Below are 19,736 nucleotides of genomic sequence, written 5' to 3' on the forward strand. Positions count from 1 at the left end.
AAAGAGGTACGGCACACGACCGCAGCATTTAGTAAGTCAGAGCGGCAAACTCGATCTAGTAACCTAGCAGTTCGAGCTTCGCGACCTTGCCGTTCTTTATCCTGACTAGCCAGATGACGGTGTATTCTGATTCGTCCAAGTTTTTGAACAATTCCTTTTTTGCGATCAGATTGGCGAGCCCGGGGATCGTGTTGCTGTGCCCGGCAACGATGTGACGCTTGTACTTGCTCTTCATGATCGCGTCGATGAGTTCCGCGGGCTTGCGGGCGTCATAGATCTCGACTGTCTTCTTGCGCTTTGCCGCAAGCGGTGCAAGGGTTTCACGGGTTCGTTTGAAGTTGGTCGAATAGAACGCACCTGGCTTGTACTTGCCGGCGACTTTTATCAGCCGCTCGGCCCGCTGCTTCCCTTCGGCAGAAAGCTCCGGATCCTGGCTCGTTGCGTCCGCTTTTTCAGCGTGACGAACCAATACGATCAGTTTGTCTTGTGCAGAGACGTCACCGCAGAACCCAAAAAAAAGAATCAAGGCCGATATTACAATAGAGGTTTGGAGATTCATGGTCAAAAGTTATCCCAATCGGCGATCTGGACATCGCGTAGTACACATGCACATGCAAAAAGGTTTCACACGAACATTTTTCCGGGGTTAAGAATGCCCTTGGGATCGAACACTTTCTTGATGCCTTTCATTATCTCGAGCGTCGGGCGATCGATGGCATAGTGCATATACTGCGATTTGACGTAGCCGATGCCGTGTTCGCCGGAGATCGTACCGCCGAGATCGACCGACAATTGAAATGTTTCCGATACGCATTCCCGAGCCCGTGCGATGGCGGCGGGATCATCGCGATCAACGACGAAATTGACGTGGATATTGCCGTCGCCGGCGTGTCCGAAATTAGCGACGAACGTGCTGTGGCGTTTGCCGATCTCCTCGATGCGTGAGACGAGCTCCGGAACCTTCGACCGCGGCACGACGACGTCCTCGTTGATCTTCAGCGTGCCGTATTTCATCAACGACGGTGATATTGCCCGTCGGACATCCCAAAGCTTGTCTTCCTCTTCCTTCGATCTTGCGCGGAGGACATCAAACCCGCCGTTCTCGGCGATGATCTGCTCGATCAACGCTGTCTGCCGCTCGACCTCTTCCGTGGAACCGTCGACCGCAACAAGCAGTATCGCCTCGGCCTCTCTCGAAAGGCCGAACGCAAAATTTGCCTCGACCGCGGCGACGCAAAACTTGTCGAGGACCTCCATCGCCATTGGAAGCAATCCGTAAGGCGTGAATTTCGTCAGCACCTTGCAAGCGGCCTCCATCGACCTGAAATTTGCCCGGACGGTCGAGGTCGCCTCTGGCATTGGCAGGAGCTTGAGTGTCGCCTCGGTGATGATCCCGAGCATCCCTTCGCTGCCGCACATCAGTCCGGTCAGGTCGAAACCGACGACGTTCTTCACCGTCTTGCCCCCGGTGCGGATCACCTCGCCGGTCGCTGTGACGACCTCGAGCCCGAGCACGTGGTGCTTCGTCACGCCGTACTTCGGTGTCCGCATTCCTCCCGCGTTCTCGGCGATGTTCCCTCCGATGAACGAGTCTTTATACGATGCCGGATCGGGCGCAAACATCAGGCCCTGTTCCGCCACCGCCTGCTGAACCTGATAGGTCGTCAGTCCCGGCTGGCAGACGACGTATAGGTCGTTCGCATTGATCTCGATTATCCGCTTCATCCGGTCGGTCCCGATAACGATGCCGCCATCGACCGGAACGGCACCGCCCGTGTAGCCTACGCCGCCGCCGCGGGCAGTCACCGGAAAAACGACCTCGTTCGCGAGCTTCAAGATCTTGACCATCTCAGCCGTCGATTCCGGAAAGACGACTGCCTCGGGCGGGAATTTCTCCTTTACGGCATCGGCACCGTAGGGTTCTACCCGTGTTGGGTCGACAACCACATTTTCCTCGCCGACGATCGCCCGCAGGCGGTCAAGAACCTCTGGGTTCGACGCATTGGTCGTCTTCCGGCCGGTTGATTCGAAATGGATGGACTCGAACATAAATTCAGAAATCGCCCTGCAGGCCGAAGGTCTCGTATCGCGGCTGGCCGGTCGTGCTTTGAAGGATGAAAAAGACGCGCTGGCCGCCGATCGCGCGGGTTACGGCCGGATCTGTTCGGCCGTCGCCATCGTAGTCGCCGAGCTTTACGACATCCGATGATAAGCCCCACGGCACGACCTGCAGGGAGCCGTCAGAACTGCGGAGAACATAAAAGACGCGTTGTCCGCCGGCATTTCTGATGACAAGCAGATCGGCGAGGCTGTCACCGTCGAAATCCGAACGGCCAGTGAAAAAAGCATCGCTGCTAAGTCCCCAAGAAACAGCTCGACTTTGCCCATTCGAGCTAAATCGCGTGTACCAAACGCGTTGGCCGCCTTCGCTACGTGCTATGGTTAGGTCGGCTTTGCCATCGCCATCAAAATCATTCGGCGCCGGAGCGTCGCCGCTCGTGCCCCAGAAATCGTATCGAACGGTGCCGGTTGAGCTTTCAATTATGTACCAAACGCCTGCTCGAAATACGGCAATATCAAACTTTCCATCGCCGTCGTAATCCGCCGCGGCAAAAAAATCGCCGAGAGAAGAACTGCCCCATCGCGTCTCCTGCAAAACGTTGGTGGACGAAGGTAAAATTCGCCACAGAACCTCAGCATTATATCGAGCTGTCGAGAGATCAGAGCGCCCGTCGCCGTCCCAATCGACGGTCAGCGAAACCGAATCACCAGGTTGCCCAAGCTGCCGTTCGATATAGCCGCCGTCAATGCTGCGAAGCGCGAAGAACGTATTGTTAGAATTACGATAGACCTGAAGATCTGTCCTGCCGTCGCCATCGTAATCGTTATACGTCCCGTTCGACAGCTTGACCTGTCCGCGCAACTCCCCGCCCGGAAATGCCGAGTTGGTCACGTTCACATACCAGCGGTTTGCCCGGAGGTTCGCCACCAACTGCGGCGTTACAACAATACCTGGAATGGTTAACGTGCTATTAATTTGATACGAGCGGTAAGGTGTGGTGCCGGTCTGTCCTACCGGCGCGTCAGTATAAATGTGCAAAGTGCTGGTATTACTGAGAAACGCAACGGTGCATTGAAGCAAGATCAGGGTTTCCGACTGAGACAGACTCACGTTGCAGGTTCCGAATGCCGAAGAAGCGACAGGCGGAACTGTCTGCGAGCCCGATAGGACCGCATTAAAACGTTGGCTCCAAGGATCCTGCTGTGCCACTGCCACCGATACGAAAATTAAAAACACCACGGGAAGAAGAACGAGGTTCTTTGTCATAGTTCTTGCAATGATACCCAAATCACAAAACATTTGCTAAACTCTCCGAAATCAAGCTTTCAATCCAAGTCTTTCCGGCAAGGTTAACCGAATAAATTATGGCTGAAAACGAAAAGGATCAGATCCCGCCCGACGATTACGAACGCGAGCTTACAACTGACCTCGATGACGACACACCCGACAAGCCGAAAGGGATGCCGCTGCACACAAAGATCCTGATAGGTCTGCTCGTCGGCGTGCTCGGCGGGCTCGCGATCAACTGGACACTTGGCGGCACGCACCCGAACGTTGTTTGGCTTGTCTCGAACATCACGCAGCCGGTCGGGACCGTTTTCCTCAACCTGCTGTTGATGATCGTCGTCCCGTTGGTTTTCGCCTCGCTCGTGGTCGGCGTTGCCGGCATCGGTGACATCAGAAAGCTCGGGCGTATCGGCCTCAAATCATTCGCGTATTGTCTGATCATCTCTGCTATCTCAGTGGTCATCGGTCTCGGGCTTGCGAATACCATCCGGCCCGGCGAGCGCATCAGCCCCGAGATCGCGACCCAATTAAAGGAAAAGTTCAGCAAGGGCGCGGTAACGGCTACCGAGGCTCAGAAGCAAGCGGCCGAATCGGCAAAGTCCGACTCGCCGCTGATGCAGGCCGTAAAGACGATCGTGCCGAGCAACGTCTTTAACTCGATCTCAGGCGCAAGCCCGAATATGTTGCACATCATGTTCTTTGCGTTGATCGTCGGCATCGCGATCACCCTGCTTCCGTCGCCGGTCTCGGCTCCCTTTGTTGGGTTGATGGAGTCGGTCTTTGCGATCACGTCAAAGATCATCGACATCATCATGAAGTTTGCCCCGTATGCCGTCGCTTGCCTGATCTTCAACAACATCGCGCAATTCGGGCTTGATCTGCTGCAGTCGCTTGCATGGTTCGTGGTAACGGTGCTGCTCGGTTTGGGGCTTCACTTTTTCGGCGTCTATTCTCTTTCGGTTTACTTCCTTTCCAGGATCAATCCGCTCGAGTTCTTCAAACGCATACGGACCGTTATCGTTACGGCTTTTTCGACGAGTTCGTCCAATGCAACGCTGCCGACCGCACTTCGAATTTCGCATGAGAATCTGGGCGTACCGAAAGAGATCAACAGTTTTGTGCTAACGGTCGGAGCAACGGCCAATCAAAATGGCACGGCTCTCTATGAGGGCGTGACGGTGCTGTTTCTTGCCCAACTGGCTGGCGTCGACCTTTCGTTCAGTGTGCAGTTGATGGTCGTATATCTGGCGATCCTCGGCGGCATTGGTACGGCAGGTGTACCCAGCGGTTCGATACCGTTCATCATCGGCATTCTGGCGATGATCGGCATCGATCCGGCGTTGATCGCGATAATTCTGGGCGTCGACCGAATTCTCGATATGTGCCGGACGACGCTCAACGTCGTCGGCGATCTCACCGCCGCGACCTTCGTCGCACGAAGCGAGGGTTTTGAGCTGCTGAAGGTTCGCGAGGATAGCGGCATCGGTTAGTTCGGCAAAGTATAGATTTGCAGGGTCAGGTGAGTTCTTCAGATCGAGGAGGTTGATGCACGATGTTTCCGATCGGCGACGACAATTCAGACTTAAAGATCGTTCCTTACGTCAACTATCTTTTTATCGCGCTCAACGTCCTTGTCTTCGTTTTTCTTCAGCAGATCGGCAGTAACGAGGCGTTCTCTTACGCTTTCTCTCTGGTTCCGAAAGAGATAACTACGGGCGTGGATATTTCCGGTGTACAGGTGATCAGAGACTCGTTCGGAAACACCGGACAGATCCCGCATTACGAAACGCCTCTTCCAGTATATTTCAACTTCCTGAGTTCGATGTTCATGCATGGCGATGTCATGCATATTGTCGGCAACATGCTGTTCCTTTGGATCTTCGGCGACAACCTCGAGAATCTCTTGGGCCATATCCGGTTCGCTGCATTCTACATCGTATGCGGTATTGCCGCCGCATTGGCTCAGATCGTGATGGACGCAGGTTCGGTGATCCCGATGCTTGGAGCCTCTGGTGCGATATCTGGCGTGCTCGGTGGTTATGTCCTTTTGTTTCCGCAGCGGCGGGTCCGTGCCGTGATATTCAATTTCTTGACGACCGTGCCTGCGATCGTCGCCGTCGGTATTTGGATCGGCTATCAGTTACTGCTCGGGTTTCTCACGCCCTCGGGCACAGGCGGCGTGGCATACGCGGCGCATATCGGCGGTTTTTTTGCGGGCCTCCTCCTGATCAAGATCTTCGCCTTAGGAAGGCAGGTCTGATGCAGTTTAATTCCGGATGAGCACAACAGTCTGCCGCATTTGCGAAAACTCAGAGAACAATCGTTTACACCGCGCTCGCGAAATGATGTTTGGAACTCGGGACGAGTTCGACTACGCTGAGTGCGGAAAATGCGGCACGATCCAGATCGTCAATATTCCCGAACTCGGGCCGTATTACCCGCCCGATTACCTTGCGTTTCATGGCGAGGACCCGCTCAGAAAGAACTTTCTGCTCCGCATGGCGGCACGTCGGGCAGGGCGATTTATTGTTTACGGGGATGACCTTATAGGTCGGCTCATCGTCAAGGCCCTCCCGCAGATCGCCGTCGCCTTTGAACCATCTGTCCGTCAGCCTCCGCTTTCTCTCAACTTTGACTCGAGGATCCTCGATTTTGGCGGAGGCTCCGGAAGGCTTCTTTTAGCACTTCGGGCATTCGGTTTTCGGGATCTGACCGGAGCCGATGCGTTCATTTCGGGCGATATTCATTATCCGTCGGGCGTAAGTGTTTATAAGAAAGGGCTGCGCGAATTCGAATCGGAATTCGACCTGATAATGCTCCATCATTCCTTCGAACATCTTCCGGATCCGAATGAAACACTCTCTGAGATCCGCCGGCTGCTCTCACCGGGAGGCTATTGCCTAATTCGGATTCCGGTCGTCAATTTTGCATGGGAGAAGTACGGTGTGGACTGGGTTCAAATGGATCCGCCACGGCATCTCTTCCTCTATACCGAAGAAGCGCTGCGCTCGCTCGTCACAGCGGCTGGTTTCGAGGTAGTTAAGGTCCAATACGATTCGACAAGCTTCCAGTTTTGGGGAAGCGAGCAATATCGGTTGGACATTCCGCTATTCGGCGAAAAGGAATCGAACGGATTTGCGCCGATCGAGCGGTTCACCGCCGCCCGGTTGCGCAGCTGGGACGCCGAAGCCGCCGCTCTGAACAAGACTGGAAGAGGCGATGCGGCATGCTTCTATATTCGTCCTGTATAAGCAGGAACTATTTTGATCCGTTGGCCCCGGGCACGGTATCCTTCCCGAGCATGCGCAACAAAAACTCACGATCATCGAATTGAGTCAGTCTTCCTTGACGAACGATGATAAGATCCAGAGACGGTATGATGTAAAGCCTTTGATTACCGGCGCCGGCGGCCATGTAGGCGTCGGACGGGACGTCCGGCCCAAACCCGCGTCGGCTCATCTCGGTCGTGTTGCTTGGTCTATCACCAAGGATCTGTCTTAGGCGGCCCTCGTTTTCAGCCACATCAGCCCGGCCGCTGTTCGATCGGTTCAGCCAGAATGTCAGACCGTAGTTCGGGTTTGCTTTCGAACCGTTTGTCAGCTCGGCGAGCAATTTTGCGCTGACTACCTGCTTGCCGTTCCAACGGCCTCCGTTTTTCAGAAACTGCCCAAACTTCGCCCATTCCCGAGCTGTCAGAAAAGCACCTGAGGGCATATTCGGCTGACCTTCCTGCATGGTCCAACGTCCGACCTTGAGTCCGATAGGTTCAAAGATCCGACGTTCGAGATAGTCCATTACTGATTCCTTCTTGACGGAGAGCTTTCTCCGCATCGCTTCGCCGAATGCTTGAAACGGTACGGGGCCGTATTGAAACCTATCGCCCGGTTCGAAACGGCTCTTGAACATCACCGCTGCTGAATACGCCGGCGGACGCGCGTTCTGGCCAACATCGATTCCGCTAGTTAGAGTGAGCAGCTGCCTGTAGGTCACCTTTGATAACCGCGCGTCTGATCTCCATTCAGTGAGCGTCTTTGATACCGGTTCATCAAAGTCACTGATCAGTTTGTCTTCGATCGCGGCAGCAAGAATCACTCCGGAAAACGACTTGGTCCCGCTCGCGAGCATCCAAGGCGTATTCTCGCTGTGACCGTTATGATACTCTTCGAAAACGATCTTCTCGCCTTTGATAACAAGAACCGACAGACCACGAGCCTCACGTGAGTAATCGGCGGCATGGCGGTATGCCTTCGAACCTGCGACGATCGTCTTCGTCTGAGCCGAGACCCCGCACCCTGCTATCGCGCTTGCTATGGCCAGGATCGGTACGTAGAAAAAAAGGCGCATAAAACCTCCGGAAAAATTCGGCAGCCGGAGTAATGCATCGGCTGCCGGTTCAGGTTGAAATCGATTCTATTGTCGTTGAAATTCCGGTGTTCCGATGACGAGGCTGACGACCTTAAAGACGTCGGCGTTGCCGCTCGGGGCCAGCAATCGTGCCTGCCGGTTCATATTTCCGCCCTGTTGGCCGGGCTGCCGCATGTTCGTATCCCCGGAGATACTTTCATCGGTCTCGTTCCCTGGCTTTACCTCGGGCAAAGGCTGATCTATCTGCTTAAGCAAAGACGAACGTGTGGCGGCAGATATCTCACCCGAGAGTATCCCATCGATCGCCCTATCAAGGATCTGATGTTTATCGGAGGCTGAATATGCTCTCAGATCGACACGCGTTCCGGGTATCCGGTTGCTCGCGATCGCTACGGCATAATTCAACCTTTCCAAAAGTGCGCCGGTATTTACCCAATCCTCGGCCGTATCTGGGTAGCCTGTAGGAGCCTGGTAACCATAAGGAACCTCACCGAGTTTATTCAGCATTGCAACAAAAGCGGGCCCAGCGTTCGTGTTGCCTCCCAGTGCACGGATCGAGCTGATCGCCAGTTCAAAAGGGGTCTTGATCTTAGCCCTATAGTTCTCGGGTGCAAAAAATTCCTTGTCCGAAAACAATGCTCGAAGAGTTGATCGAATGTCGCCCCTTGTCTTCATAAATTCGTCGGCAACGCGTTTGACCATAGCTTCAGACGGCCTATCATTGACGAACTTGACCGCGAGTTTGCGGGCGATGAACTTTGCAGTTGCCGGGTGGCTGACCAAAATGTCGATCACTTTCAGACCGTCCTCTATCCCGCCTTCGTTGACCCTATTGCCAAGCACGGTCTTTGGTTCCTTGTCATGCCAGCGTTCATTGAAATAGAATTCGCCGCTTTCGACATCGTCCGGAATACCCATTTGTCGCTGGAGGCGATTCAACCGCTGTTCCTCCGTTCCGTCGATCATGGCGGCCGCCGCCCTTCGGTAACCGCGCGGGTCGGCGATGGTCCAGCCAGTAAATGCCCTGGCGACCTCGACGATATCTTTCTGAGTGTAACCGCTATCGACCCCGAGAGTGTGAAGCTCCATCAGCTCACGAGCATAATTTTCATTCAACCCGCGACGCTGCCGCTGCTGAGCTTGCTGCTGCGTCTGCATTTGCTTGATGCGCTGATCTAGCTCGGCATCCGAAAGTCCCTGCCGCTGTTTTATCTGTTCGCGCATCCGCGGTGTAAGGCTCCCGCTGCGGATGGCTTGCTGCAGCCTGTTGTTGCCGCTAACGTTCGTTTGACCGCTGGGTGAAACCGATTCGAAATTGTCGAGGTAAAAGAGCATCGCGGGATGCTGCGCGGTACCGACCAAAAGGTCTTTGAAATTACCTAATGCGTTCTTTCTCAGCACGTCGCGTTCGTAGCTGGGGATATACCATCTGACGGCTGCCTTTCCGGCAAAGACATTAAAGTGATTCTGCCAAAAATCGACCATCACTTCTTGGAGTTGACGATCCGAATAGGCGGCGCGGAGAACGCGGTTCGAGGCGATCTGCGGCATTAGCTGTCCGGCCGGCCTAAGGTCATACTTTCGATAATATTCCTGCAGTTTTGCCCGTCGCTCGCGCTGTTCTGCTTCTGACATCGCTTGATCTTGCTCCGGCGTCTGCATTGCCGTGGTATTCCGGTTCCGGGCGTTTGCCTGCGCCTGACGTCCGCCTTCCAGTTGTCTCAGCAGTGCGCCCGGATTCGGGTACTTTGCAAAGACCTCTGAAGTGGACATATTGAAAACCTCGAGGTGCTTGACACGGTTATCCGCGGCGGCATCATCTATCGCCGCAGGGTTCAACTGCTGTTCGATGAACTTCTGAAGCCCCATAGCCTTGACCCGCTCGACATCGCCCGGGCGCGGACCATAGGTGATCCGATTGAGAACGTGCAGTATCTTCTGCTCTTCGCTCAGCGGTTTCGGTGTCGCCGAATTTCCGAACGAGACCGTCGGCACGACTACTGCAAACAATGAAAGAACAGACAATATCCTGGTCAGAAAATATCGCTTACGCATAAATTACCTCAATGAAATGGTCGCGCCAGACTCGTCCGAGTCGTGGTCTCAACACATTCTTAGACGCCTCGAAAGCAGTCATGGGCGAAAAAGAATCTGCAGGGACGTCTTCATCTATGGCCAAACCCGGACAACAATTAAAGGGTTCCGGACATCATAACAGTCGCTTTTCTGCGATTTTTTGGATAAAATCGACGAGTTCTGCAGGTTAAAAGAAAGATGAAACGGTCTATTTCACTCCTCGTCTTAACGATAGCGGTAATTTCGTTCGCCTTCGGCGCGATATCCGCTCAAAACGGCACTTCATTCAGTGACCCCAGCGTTGACTATACTTTCGAATTGCCCGACGCTAAATGGAAAATGACCGTAAAACCGTCTGCGGCCAATCCGAATGTAGAATTTGTTTATGTAGATCGTCTGGACGGCCATCTCGAAGTCAGGAAACAGGCCGTAAGCCGGAACACGCTGATGTCTGACGTCATAAAGGACGAAGAACAGAAACTTCAGTTTCGACCGGGCTTCGTCGCCGGAAAGGAAGAGAACTTTGTCGGCAAACTGAACGGCTCTATCTTCAATTACGAATTCGTACGGGCGGGACGCCCGATGAGCGGAAGGGTGTATTTTCTTCGCTCGGGCGATTCGGTCTACATCCTTCGTTTCACTGGATTCACTGATAAACTTCGTTCGATCCGTCATCAGACAGATTCGATCGCCCGGACATTTGCCGTCAGATAGAGTTGATCGAACCGCTCGATTTTTCACTCGGCCTGATACAGGTATTTGGCGCCAAACGGCAGCACATATCCGAGCCCGTGGCCTGAGGTCCGCCGCATCTCGCTTTCAAGATCGTCTATCTTCGTCATTCCCATCTTTTTGACTGCCACAGCGTCGAGCGATGTGAGCATCCGAACGTCGAACCTATCGGTCTTCGACTTCAGGCTCCAGGCCGTTTGTCCGTTCACGGCGTAATTCTCACACAGCTTTTTTGCTATTTCGTTAACATCGCCGGCGTCGAACCAGGATAGAAAATCGTCACGTCCCAACCCATCGCGGCAGTCCGCGATCAGCAAGATCGTTCCGCCATCGGCGCATACCGCCGCGGCAGCTTCGAGAGCCTTGTGAGCCTGGATCATATTTATGTCGTGCGGAGTGCCGCCGCAGCTTACGATCACAAGTTCTCGCTTGCGATCAACGGCGATCGTTCGTTCTGCGGCATATCTCTCACACGCCGCAGTGTGTGAGGTGATCCAATCGCCGCAGTAAACGTCTGCGGCCGAGCCGCTATCAGTAACGATCGTATTTACCGCGAAGGAAACGTTGACTTTTGATGCGGCCTCTACGAACGCCTCGTGAACGGCGTTGTCCGTAAGCAGCCCCGGGCCAACGCCGTTTCGTCGGTTCAGGGAAGCGCGATCAAATGCCAGTTGATGAGTCGCCGTTATCGTCCGCTTTGATGCCAGGCCCGGACAGATCAACTTTCGGCCGCCGGTAAACCCAGCAAAATAGTGAAACGTTACGCCGCCGACCAGAACGACATGATCGAACTCGGTAAGAGCCCAATTCAGATCGACCGGGATACCGTTCGCGGTTTGCCCAAAGCTAAAGAGCTTCACCGGATTGTGAGCGTCGTGCTGGATAGACCTGATCCGCTGCGCAATGAATGGCGTTAGTATCTCGCTGATCTCGTTGGCAGAGACAGGGCGATGAATACCGGTCGCAAAGATCGCCGCGATCTCGTTCGGCGCGGTACCGTTGGCTATCAGACGACGGACCAGTAGATTAACGATCTGGCCGGTCGCGGTCTGACGTGTCGCATCCGGAACGACGAGCAGGACCGTCTCACCCGGGCTTACGATATCTTCGATCGGCGGAGAATCGATCGGATGATCAAATCGGCGGCCGATCTCGATATCTGACATCGGCTGCCATTGCGTTCCGGCACCCAAGATCTCAAATCGATCTCCATCAAAAGCGATTTGAACGGTGCCCATACCATATCGAAGGTCAAATCGCGTCATAGATTAACTGGATCAGTTCCGCACACGAGAAATTTAGCCGGGCGTCCTGTCAGGTGGGCTAATGTGCACCCGAACGGATCGCCGGCTCAAAGCACTTTGTCCCCGTCTCGCAGATATATACTGCTTCGGTCTCGCGGCCCGGCGTTTCCATTTGTATCGTTAAATGGTCGATCCCAAAACGCTCGTGCAGCCGTGTCCTGACCTCGACAAGAAGTTCTGAATGAGCGATCGATTCGTCGTGAGTAATGTGCGCTGACAAAGCGTGTATTCCCGATGAAATGGTCCAAACATGGAGATCATGAACGCCGCCAACACCGGGCGTTTCGATGATCGCCCGCTCGACCGACTCTAGATCAATGTGACGGGGCGTTCCCTCAAGCAGAACGTTCACGGATTCGAGGATAAGCCGCCACGCGCCTGCAACGATGATCATGCTGATAACGATGCTCATCGCCGAATCGGCCCAAACCCATCCGAAACCGATGATCAGAAGACCCGCTGCGATCGCGGCTAAAGAACCGAGCATGTCGCCCATTACATGCAGCCACGCGCCCCGCATGTTCAGATCGTGCTTGTGACCGGAGTGAAGAAGGAATGCCGCGGCAACGTTCACGGCTAAACCGCCGACAGCGATCACCGTCATCTCGCCGGCGAGCACGCCTTGCGGCTGCTGCCATCTCTCGATCGCTTCCCAAATTATCCAAATTGAAAGCAAAACGAGAGCGATACCGTTGACGAAAGCGGCAAGTATCTCGAGACGATAATATCCGTAGGTCTTTTTCGAAGTTGCCGGGCGGGCGGCGAACCAGATAGCAAAAAGAGTAAGCGAGAGTGCGGCCACATCCGTCAGCATGTGGCCCGCGTCGGCCATCAAGGCGAGCGAATTGGTCCACCAGCCGCCTACTGCTTCCACGACCATGAAGCCGGCCGTGATCGCGAGAGCGATCTTGAGGCGCGTCAAGCTTTCTGCCGAACGGCGTTGATCAATATGTGGGTGTTCCGAGCCCAAACTTCCTCCGGCGATCTAAAAACGGCGCAACACCTTCGCCGTTCGAAGCGACAGTATAAAACCTGCACGATTGCCCCGCACATCGCCCATCTCGACGGCGATCTCAGACCCCGGCGTCGACACCTGAAGTCGGAACGCACCGTCTCCGCCTGCAAAGATCTCGCGGCCTTGCGCCCTGACCAATAGCCCCGGCAGTGTTCTGCCGGAAATGATATATATGTCGCCGCCAAGCCGCTCGACGTTCAACTCGGTTACTTCGATCGCCGGACTTGAGCCCCCGCGGACCACGTTGAAACGTGCCGGTTCGCTCCATTCGCTGACCTGGCCCGATCGTGCAGCCGATTTCAGCCGCCAATAGTATGTTCCCGGAACGAGGCCTGCAAGGCGAAACTCGCGACCCGTAAGCGACCCGCGATCGACGAGCATGTCGGACGAAAAGCCCGCCGACCTTGCAACCTGAAGATGATATGAAGAAACGCCGGATGCAGTGTCTTGCCAAGTAAACGAAACTGAGAGGCTCCCGACAGATCCGACGACCAATTGGACCGCGTTCCCCGGCTGTAACGGTTTCGGGGGCGTCAGCAGCTTTTCGCGGGCCGAGAGCTTGCCGCTGTCAACTGCTGCGAACTCGTTCTCCGAGATCGTGGCTTTTTCGCCGCCGACGGTCGTCTCGACGCTGCCGCGGCTGATCCGGATCTCTCCGCCGTTCGATCGTGGGTCTGCGTTAAAGCTCGCATCGGTTTCTGATCGAAGCCGTGTCTCTGAATCGAGCATCTCGACAACGTTCTCGGTATTCTCAGGCTGCTGCTCGGTCCTGACGTTCAACTGACCATCGTCAAGCGAGACCCGAACGTTGCGGCTACCGAAGATCGATGTACTGTCACGGATAACGACCGTACTGTTCGGGCGGACCGAATATACCGATCCATCGATCATCTGAACGACGGCCCGGCCATCGCCCTGGGTCTGGATCGTATCGCCGGCAGCGGCGTAGGTCTGGCGTGTCACGACGAACGTCTCACGTGTCGCGGCCCTGATGATACGCACATCGCCTTCGAAAGATATTATCCTGGCCGCGTCCTTTGGAATTTCTGAAACGTCCTTAGGTGCGAACCAGTCGTTCCTGATCGCCCACCAACCGGCGGTAGTAAGCACGGCCGAGATCAATACGAACGCGACGATCCCGTAGATCGTGCTTCGCTGGATCCGCCACCATTCCAAATAAAATTTTCGGATCTTGTTCGGCATCCGTGAGGTCAGGTCAATCTTCCGGTTGTGCGGCCGAGGCCGTTTCAGCATCGGACGGTTTTGTTGGGAAGATAAGCGAAAGGATAATTGACAGCGTTATCGCTGCGACGACAACGCCCAACGAGATATTGATGATCTCTTGCTTGAACTCATTGCGAAGCAGCCTTTCTGCAAAACCAGCAACGATATTGCCGCTGCCCGCACCGGTTATCATTATCAGCCCCTCAGCGATAAGTGGCAAGAGCATTTTTACGCCGATGAATGTAAGAATGAACGCAAGCCCGATCTTGAGATAGTGAAATCGGTCCGCTATATCGGCAAGAAGAAAGAAAAACGTGCGTAGCCCGAGGATCGCAAATATATTGGATGTGTAAATAATGAAGCGGTCGGTCGTGATGCCGAATATTGCAGGGATCGAGTCTACGGCGAAGATAAGATCGGTAAATTCGACAACGATCAGGACAAGAAATAATAGGGTTCCGGTTCGGACGCCGTCCTTGACCACGAAAAACTTATCGCCGTCATACTCTTTTGAAATGCGGATATACCGCGTCGTTAGTTTGACTATACCGCTTTCGGTCGGGTCGAAGTCGTCATCGGTGTCCTTGAACATTTTCAGTCCGGTGTACAAAAGGAACGCGCCGAAAACGTAAATGATCCAATGAAAGCGCTCAACGAGTTCGGCGCCGGCAAAGATCATGATCATTCGCATGATCAATGCGCCCATTATCCCCCAAAAAAGCACTCGGTGCTGAAACTCTTTTGGAACCTTGAAATAGCCGAATATCAGCAGAAACACAAATAGGTTGTCTACCGAAAGCGAAAGCTCGATGAGATAGCCTGTAAGGAACAGCTTTGCCTGGGCCGCCGCCAGATCCCAATCCTGATAGTGATTTCCGACCTGCCAGTAAAGAAAGATGTTGAAACCGATAGCCAGTGATACCCAGACGGTTGCCCAGCCAAAAGTCTCGCGTCGGGTCGGGACATGCGAATGACGATTGACGATGCCGATATCAACAAAAAGCGCCGTCAATACGATCGCAAAGAAAAGTATCCAAACCCAATACGGATGTTCAACTGGTGTCATAAACGCTACTTGAATTAACTTAAGACGATGGACGGTAAATAGATCGGCCCGTTTTCCGATTTTAACCGAATTCGGCCTTCCTTACTATTTCACAACCAATTATTGAACGTGTTGACGATAGGTCAGCACGTAGACAAACACCCTATTACGTTGCGTCCAGTTGTATAGAGGTGGGCTGCGAAGAGCAGTGTTCGGATGCCGCAGCGAGGTCTCGCGAGACGCTACGGATGAAGAAAGCCGGCTCGTTCGATGGCGTTAACTATCGCCCCAAGGCCTTCGGCATCGATCTCGCTGAAATCATTGAGTCGGTCGCTATCGACGTCAAGTACGGCCGCTACCCGATCGCCCGAGAATATGGGAACGACGATCTCTGACCTCGCCGACGAGCTGCAGGCAATGTGGCCCGGAAACGCATCGACGTCCGGCACTATGACGGTCTCGCGGACTGTGTACGCGTGGCCGCAAACACCGCTGTCGAATGCGATCCGAGTACATGCAAGCGGTCCTTGAAATGGCCCTAACACCAGTTGGCTCTCTTTGACCAGGTAGAATCCGACCCAATAGAATCCAAATGCCTCTTTCAACACCGCTGCTACATTTGCAAGGTTTGCTACCAAGTCGCTCTCGCCAGAAATAAGAGCCTCGATCTGCGGCAGCAGTTCGCCGTAGATCGTTTTGCGGTCAGCAGATTTTGAATAAGCGATGCTTTCGGCCATTATTGTCTAGTTTAGACTTGCGAGTAGCGGCCAGGCAATTGCCAGGCAGCAGATCGAGACACAATGGAGTTTACGTCAAAGATCGTATTCATCGCTTTCGGAGGAGCATTCGGCGCCGTTTCGCGTTATCTGCTCAATATTTCGCCGCTTGCCAATATTTTCGATAAATTCCCGTTCCCGACCTTTTTCATCAATGTTTCAGGGTCGTTTCTGATCGGATTCTTGCTTATCGTCCTGACTGACAAGGTCGAGATCAGCGATAATCTCCGGATGGGCGTCATCGTCGGATTTCTCGGGGCATTCACGACATTCTCGACATTTGAGATGGAGATCTACGGGCTCATCAAAGATCGGTTTTTCACTACTGCGTTTCTTTACCTTGTCCTTAGCGTGGTCGTAGGATTCGCGGGCCTTTTGGCGGGCGTTTGGCTTGCAAGGAAATTTTAACGGGATGTCTTTCCTGAAGCTTTCGTGCGACTGTTTTCTTCGGAGAGCAATTATGAAAAAGACAGTCACCCTTTTGGTTTCGTTGTTATTCACATCGTCGATCATTCTGGCCTCAGCGCCGACCGATCGACCTGATTCTAATTCTGCTGCGGCCCAGCATCAGAACGACAACAAGAAGCGTCGCCGGGGGCGCAGCAGCGATGATTCCAATGCGAACAATAACTCGAACTCGAACAGCTCAAACGCAAATGACTCCGGGTCAACCTTATCACGCTCAGACGCACGGCGTGCCGCGCTGAACGCAGTGCCGGGAACGGTTGTAAAAGAAGAATACGAGCGAAAGGACGGCATTGCTGTCTATGAGTTCTATATTCGTAAACAAAGCGGCGAAACCTACGAGGTCTATGTTGACGCAGGGTCGGGCCGCGTATCAAAAGTAGAGCGGCGGGACCGAAACTGACGCTTCCGCTAAGGTGGGTTCGAAGGAGGGCGCATGGAAATTGCTTATTTGCATCTGATCACAAATCACATTCCGATCATCGGAGTTCCGTTCGCGTTGTTCATTTTGGCGATCGGACTTATCCGAAAGAATGACGCTGTCAAGCAGCTTGGTTATCTGATGTTCTCGCTATTGGCGGTTGCAACCATCGCCGTATATTTCCTCGGCCAGGGCGGCGAGGATTTTATCGAGGAGTTGCCGGGAGTTGCGCACGATGCGATCGAAGACCACGAAGAATTTGCGGTATTTGCGCTTGCGTCGGTGGTAATTACAGGCTTGGTAGCTCTTTTTGGTTTTATCAGGTATGGCGGGATCAGTTTCCTTTTTGGCAAGCCGGAATCGGAAAGGCAAAGTGCTCCGGGTTGGCTGGGCGTCGTTGTTCTCTTGCTCGGGCTGTTATCAGCCGCGACACTCGGTTACACCGGCCGTCTTGGCGGTGTGATACGCCATCCGGAATTTCACGGCGGCGTTCAGCCCTCGGCTTCGAAAGAGATCGAGAAGACCGAAAGTGCCGATCGTGATGACGAAGATGAGAAGGGCCGCGGCCGAAACCGCGGAGGCCGATAGATCCTAGAGCTTCGACCGTGCATCGCGCACCGCGTTTCCCGCTTCTGCGACATCGACGGCGACCGCGGTCAGATGGCCCATTTTGCGCCCCGGCCGCGGTTCGATCTTTCCATAAAGGTGCAAGCTAACGTTCGGCACCGCAAGTGCAGCCGGCCAATTCGGTTCGCCATTCGCCCAAATATCCCCCAAGAGGTTTGCCATCGCGGCAGGTCGGAAGAATTCAGTAGAGCCGAGCGGCAGGCCGCAAACGGCTCGAACCTGTTGTTCGAATTGTGAGGTAACGCAAGGGCCAAACGTAAGGTGACCCGAATTATGTGGCCGAGGTGCGATCTCGTTCACGAGTAATCTGCCGTCACGTGCCAGAAAGAATTCGACACACATCGTACCGACGTAGCCAAAGGCCTCTGCGATGCTTCGTGCGATCTCGACCGCGCTCTTATAAACGGCCTCAGAGATGAGAGCCGGGGCAAACGAAATGTCAAGGATGTGGTTGACGTGCTCGTTCTCGATGACGCCATAGTGTGTAAGATCGCCGTTCTGACCGCGCGAACAAACGACAGAGATCTCCTTTTCGAAATCCACGAACGCTTCGACGATCGCGGGTTGACCGGCGATCGCATCGAACGCCTTATCAATGTCGCTTTCCGTTCGGATCTTTGCCTGACCCTTTCCGTCATATCCAAAACCCGCGGTCTTTAGGATAGCCGGCAACCCTATCTCAACTACGGCCCGGCGGAGGTCGAAAATGTCTGTTACGTAACGATAGTCCCCGACCGGAAAGCCGTTGGCTGAGAGAAACGTTTTTTCGCGATGACGGTTTTGAGTCGTGTGAAGTATCTCGCCCTTCGGATGTACATCGACGAACTCGGCCGCGGCATCGACGGTCGCAGACGGCACGTTCTCAAATTCGAAAGTGACGACATCTATCGCCTTTGCAAACCTGCGTACTGCATCAAGATCATCGTAGGCAGCGGTCGTCTCGACATCCGAAATGTGGCCCGTCGGCGTATCCGCGTCCGGCGAAAACGTATGGACACGATATCCCATTTTGCGCGCCTCGATCGCGAACATACGCCCGAGCTGCCCGCTGCCAAAAACGCCTATCGTTGAATTGGGTTGAATGGTCTTCACGACAAAAATGCGATTTTAGATCATTTTGCCGACTTTTGCTTTTCAGCTCTGTCCGATTTTTCTTTGAGGCGGGTTTGAACGCCATTGCTCGTGAGTTCGCGGATCGCGTCAGATGCTATCCAACGAGCAGGTCTCGTGTTCTGTTGTTTGATGCGTTCGGCGGTTTCGATCGCCAGCCCGTTAAGGTTCAGATTTCGTTTCCCGATCTGCCTCAGCGACCAATTCACCGCTTTCTTTACGAAGTTGCGCTCATCACCTGCATGCTGTTCCAATATCGGCAGAAACTCGGCGATCTGTGCGTCTGCGGCTTTCTTATCGTGGACGGCAAGCCAGGCCATGAGTACGATGCCGGCCCGCTTTACAAACTCAGCATCACGGCTGCTCCATTCGACGGCTTTTTTGTATGCGAAGTGTGACCGGCAAAACAGATGTCCGCAGGTTCCGTCGACGATCGCCCAATTGTCGAAATCAGCCGCCCACGATTCCATTTGATCTTCTGTGACCTTCTTCGGATCATCGATCAGGTACGCGACCGCCCGCGCATCATGTATACCCGTCTTCCATAGCCCGAGTGCGAGAGCATGCCGGTCATTTGTGCCTTTCTTTATCTCTTTTGCGATCTGTTTAAGATCAGAGGCAGCGACGCCAAATGCACGTCTCGTGACGATCCCAAAGCGGGCCATCCCGGCAACGTTCTCGGGCGAGCCCATGGCCTCGAGCCGTTTGACTATTTCCTTGATCATCATTCAGATCAGCTTTGTCTTTAGCACGGTCTTTGTTTGCCTTGTCCGAAAAGCATGCAGCTTCTTTCGTAGCTCAGGGCGGGAATTCGAGAGGATCGAGATGGCCAAAAGAGCAGCATTCTTTGCTCCGGGCTGACCGATAGCGAGCGTACCAACTGGGACGCCGGCCGGCATTTGTGCGATCGACAGCAGCGAATCGAGTCCTTTCAAGGCCTTGCTTTCGATAGGAACGCCGAGAACCGGAAGAACGGTTTGCGAAGCACACATTCCGGGCAAATGGGCCGCACCGCCGGCACCGGCAATGATCACCTCGATACCGCGCTCCTCGGCAGTCCGGGCAAATTCGAAAAGCAGGTCGGGCGTTCTGTGCGCTGAAACGATCTTTGTCTCGTGCCTCACGCCAAATTCATCAAGGATATGCGACGCCAATTCCATCGTCGGCCAGTCAGACTTACTGCCCATGATGATCGAAACCAGATTTGTTTGAGGCTTTCCTTTCATC

At 54.1% G+C, this 19,736-nt stretch carries 20 protein-coding genes; 7 read left to right on the forward strand and 13 right to left on the reverse strand.

What is annotated here, in order from left to right; translation table 11 throughout:
- Positions 1 to 55: 55 nt before the first annotated feature.
- From IPM28_10440 to IPM28_10450, 3 genes are all read right to left on the reverse strand, one after another.
- Positions 56 to 559: a histidine phosphatase family protein gene (locus tag IPM28_10440; GenBank protein ID MBK9173408.1), complete on the reverse strand. Its 504-nt coding sequence runs from the start codon at positions 557 to 559 to the stop codon at positions 56 to 58.
- 65 nt (positions 560 to 624) lie between these two features.
- Positions 625 to 2,049 carry an FAD-binding protein gene (locus tag IPM28_10445; protein MBK9173409.1) on the reverse strand — a complete coding sequence of 475 codons (1,425 nt, stop codon included), beginning with the start codon at positions 2,047 to 2,049 and terminating at the stop codon, positions 625 to 627.
- Positions 2,050 to 2,053: 4 nt separating this feature from the next.
- Positions 2,054 to 3,328: a CHRD domain-containing protein gene (locus IPM28_10450; protein MBK9173410.1), complete on the reverse strand. Its 1,275-nt coding sequence runs from the start codon at positions 3,326 to 3,328 to the stop codon at positions 2,054 to 2,056.
- 98 nt (positions 3,329 to 3,426) lie between these two features.
- Between IPM28_10450 and IPM28_10455 the strand changes: the two genes are divergently transcribed.
- The 3 genes from IPM28_10455 (at position 3,427) to IPM28_10465 (ending at position 6,600) form a co-directional block, all read left to right on the forward strand.
- Positions 3,427 to 4,839 (forward strand): dicarboxylate/amino acid:cation symporter, encoded by a 1,413-nt coding sequence (locus IPM28_10455; GenBank protein MBK9173411.1) that lies wholly within the window; start codon positions 3,427 to 3,429, stop codon positions 4,837 to 4,839.
- Positions 4,840 to 4,901: 62 nt separating this feature from the next.
- Complete coding sequence (locus IPM28_10460; GenBank protein ID MBK9173412.1) at positions 4,902 to 5,609, forward strand: rhomboid family intramembrane serine protease; 708 nt, start codon at positions 4,902 to 4,904, stop codon at positions 5,607 to 5,609.
- A gap of 82 nt (positions 5,610 to 5,691) precedes the next feature.
- Entirely contained in the window at positions 5,692 to 6,600 is a 909-nt protein-coding gene (locus tag IPM28_10465) for a class I SAM-dependent methyltransferase (protein MBK9173413.1), read from the forward strand.
- Positions 6,601 to 6,607: 7 nt separating this feature from the next.
- Here the strand turns inward: IPM28_10465 and IPM28_10470 are convergent, their stop codons facing one another.
- On the reverse strand, positions 6,608 to 7,693 hold the full coding sequence (locus tag IPM28_10470; protein ID MBK9173414.1) for a serine hydrolase: 1,086 nt from the start codon (positions 7,691 to 7,693) through the stop codon (positions 6,608 to 6,610).
- Positions 7,694 to 7,759: 66 nt separating this feature from the next.
- Positions 7,760 to 9,769 (reverse strand): DUF1800 domain-containing protein, encoded by a 2,010-nt coding sequence (locus tag IPM28_10475; protein MBK9173415.1) that lies wholly within the window; start codon positions 9,767 to 9,769, stop codon positions 7,760 to 7,762.
- Positions 9,770 to 9,988: 219 nt separating this feature from the next.
- Between IPM28_10475 and IPM28_10480 the strand changes: the two genes are divergently transcribed.
- Positions 9,989 to 10,504 (forward strand): hypothetical protein, encoded by a 516-nt coding sequence (locus IPM28_10480; protein MBK9173416.1) that lies wholly within the window; start codon positions 9,989 to 9,991, stop codon positions 10,502 to 10,504.
- Positions 10,505 to 10,527: 23 nt separating this feature from the next.
- Here IPM28_10480 and larA read toward each other — a convergent pair whose 3' ends face one another.
- The 5 genes from larA to IPM28_10505 form a co-directional block, all read right to left on the reverse strand.
- Positions 10,528 to 11,760 (reverse strand): nickel-dependent lactate racemase, encoded by a 1,233-nt coding sequence (gene larA / locus IPM28_10485; protein ID MBK9173417.1) that lies wholly within the window; start codon positions 11,758 to 11,760, stop codon positions 10,528 to 10,530.
- 85 nt (positions 11,761 to 11,845) lie between these two features.
- Positions 11,846 to 12,748: a cation transporter gene (locus tag IPM28_10490; GenBank protein ID MBK9173418.1), complete on the reverse strand. Its 903-nt coding sequence runs from the start codon at positions 12,746 to 12,748 to the stop codon at positions 11,846 to 11,848.
- Positions 12,749 to 12,811: 63 nt separating this feature from the next.
- Positions 12,812 to 14,044, reverse strand: a complete 1,233-nt coding sequence (locus IPM28_10495; GenBank protein ID MBK9173419.1) for a FecR domain-containing protein — start codon at positions 14,042 to 14,044, stop codon at positions 12,812 to 12,814.
- Positions 14,045 to 14,057: 13 nt separating this feature from the next.
- Positions 14,058 to 15,131, reverse strand: coding sequence for a TerC family protein (locus tag IPM28_10500; GenBank protein ID MBK9173420.1), 1,074 nt, complete (start codon positions 15,129 to 15,131; stop codon positions 14,058 to 14,060).
- Positions 15,132 to 15,352: 221 nt separating this feature from the next.
- Positions 15,353 to 15,847 carry a GAF domain-containing protein gene (locus tag IPM28_10505; GenBank protein ID MBK9173421.1) on the reverse strand — a complete coding sequence of 165 codons (495 nt, stop codon included), beginning with the start codon at positions 15,845 to 15,847 and terminating at the stop codon, positions 15,353 to 15,355.
- Between the two features lie 63 nt (positions 15,848 to 15,910).
- On the opposite strand from IPM28_10505, the gene crcB reads away from it, so the two are divergent.
- Genes crcB through IPM28_10520 form a run of 3 tightly spaced genes read left to right on the forward strand, consistent with a single transcriptional unit; the run spans position 15,911 to position 17,360 of the window.
- On the forward strand, positions 15,911 to 16,294 hold the full coding sequence (gene crcB / locus IPM28_10510; protein ID MBK9173422.1) for a fluoride efflux transporter CrcB: 384 nt from the start codon (positions 15,911 to 15,913) through the stop codon (positions 16,292 to 16,294).
- 52 nt (positions 16,295 to 16,346) lie between these two features.
- The gene (locus IPM28_10515) at positions 16,347 to 16,754 is read left to right on the forward strand and encodes a PepSY domain-containing protein (protein MBK9173423.1); all 408 of its coding nucleotides are present in this window, start codon (positions 16,347 to 16,349) and stop codon (positions 16,752 to 16,754) included.
- 33 nt (positions 16,755 to 16,787) lie between these two features.
- Positions 16,788 to 17,360: a hypothetical protein gene (locus IPM28_10520; GenBank protein MBK9173424.1), complete on the forward strand. Its 573-nt coding sequence runs from the start codon at positions 16,788 to 16,790 to the stop codon at positions 17,358 to 17,360.
- A gap of 3 nt (positions 17,361 to 17,363) precedes the next feature.
- Here the strand turns inward: IPM28_10520 and IPM28_10525 are convergent, their stop codons facing one another.
- Genes IPM28_10525 through purE form a run of 3 tightly spaced genes read right to left on the reverse strand, consistent with a single transcriptional unit; the run spans position 17,364 to position 19,696 of the window.
- Positions 17,364 to 18,491, reverse strand: a complete 1,128-nt coding sequence (locus tag IPM28_10525) for a 5-(carboxyamino)imidazole ribonucleotide synthase (GenBank protein MBK9173425.1) — start codon at positions 18,489 to 18,491, stop codon at positions 17,364 to 17,366.
- Between the two features lie 20 nt (positions 18,492 to 18,511).
- On the reverse strand, positions 18,512 to 19,237 hold the full coding sequence (locus tag IPM28_10530; protein ID MBK9173426.1) for a DNA alkylation repair protein: 726 nt from the start codon (positions 19,235 to 19,237) through the stop codon (positions 18,512 to 18,514).
- Complete coding sequence (gene purE / locus IPM28_10535; GenBank protein ID MBK9173427.1) at positions 19,238 to 19,696, reverse strand: 5-(carboxyamino)imidazole ribonucleotide mutase; 459 nt, start codon at positions 19,694 to 19,696, stop codon at positions 19,238 to 19,240.
- Between the last annotated feature and the right edge of the window lie 40 nt (positions 19,697 to 19,736).

This window comes from Chloracidobacterium sp. (genome assembly GCA_016716305.1).
Taxonomy (GTDB): Bacteria; Acidobacteriota; Blastocatellia; order Pyrinomonadales; family Pyrinomonadaceae; genus OLB17.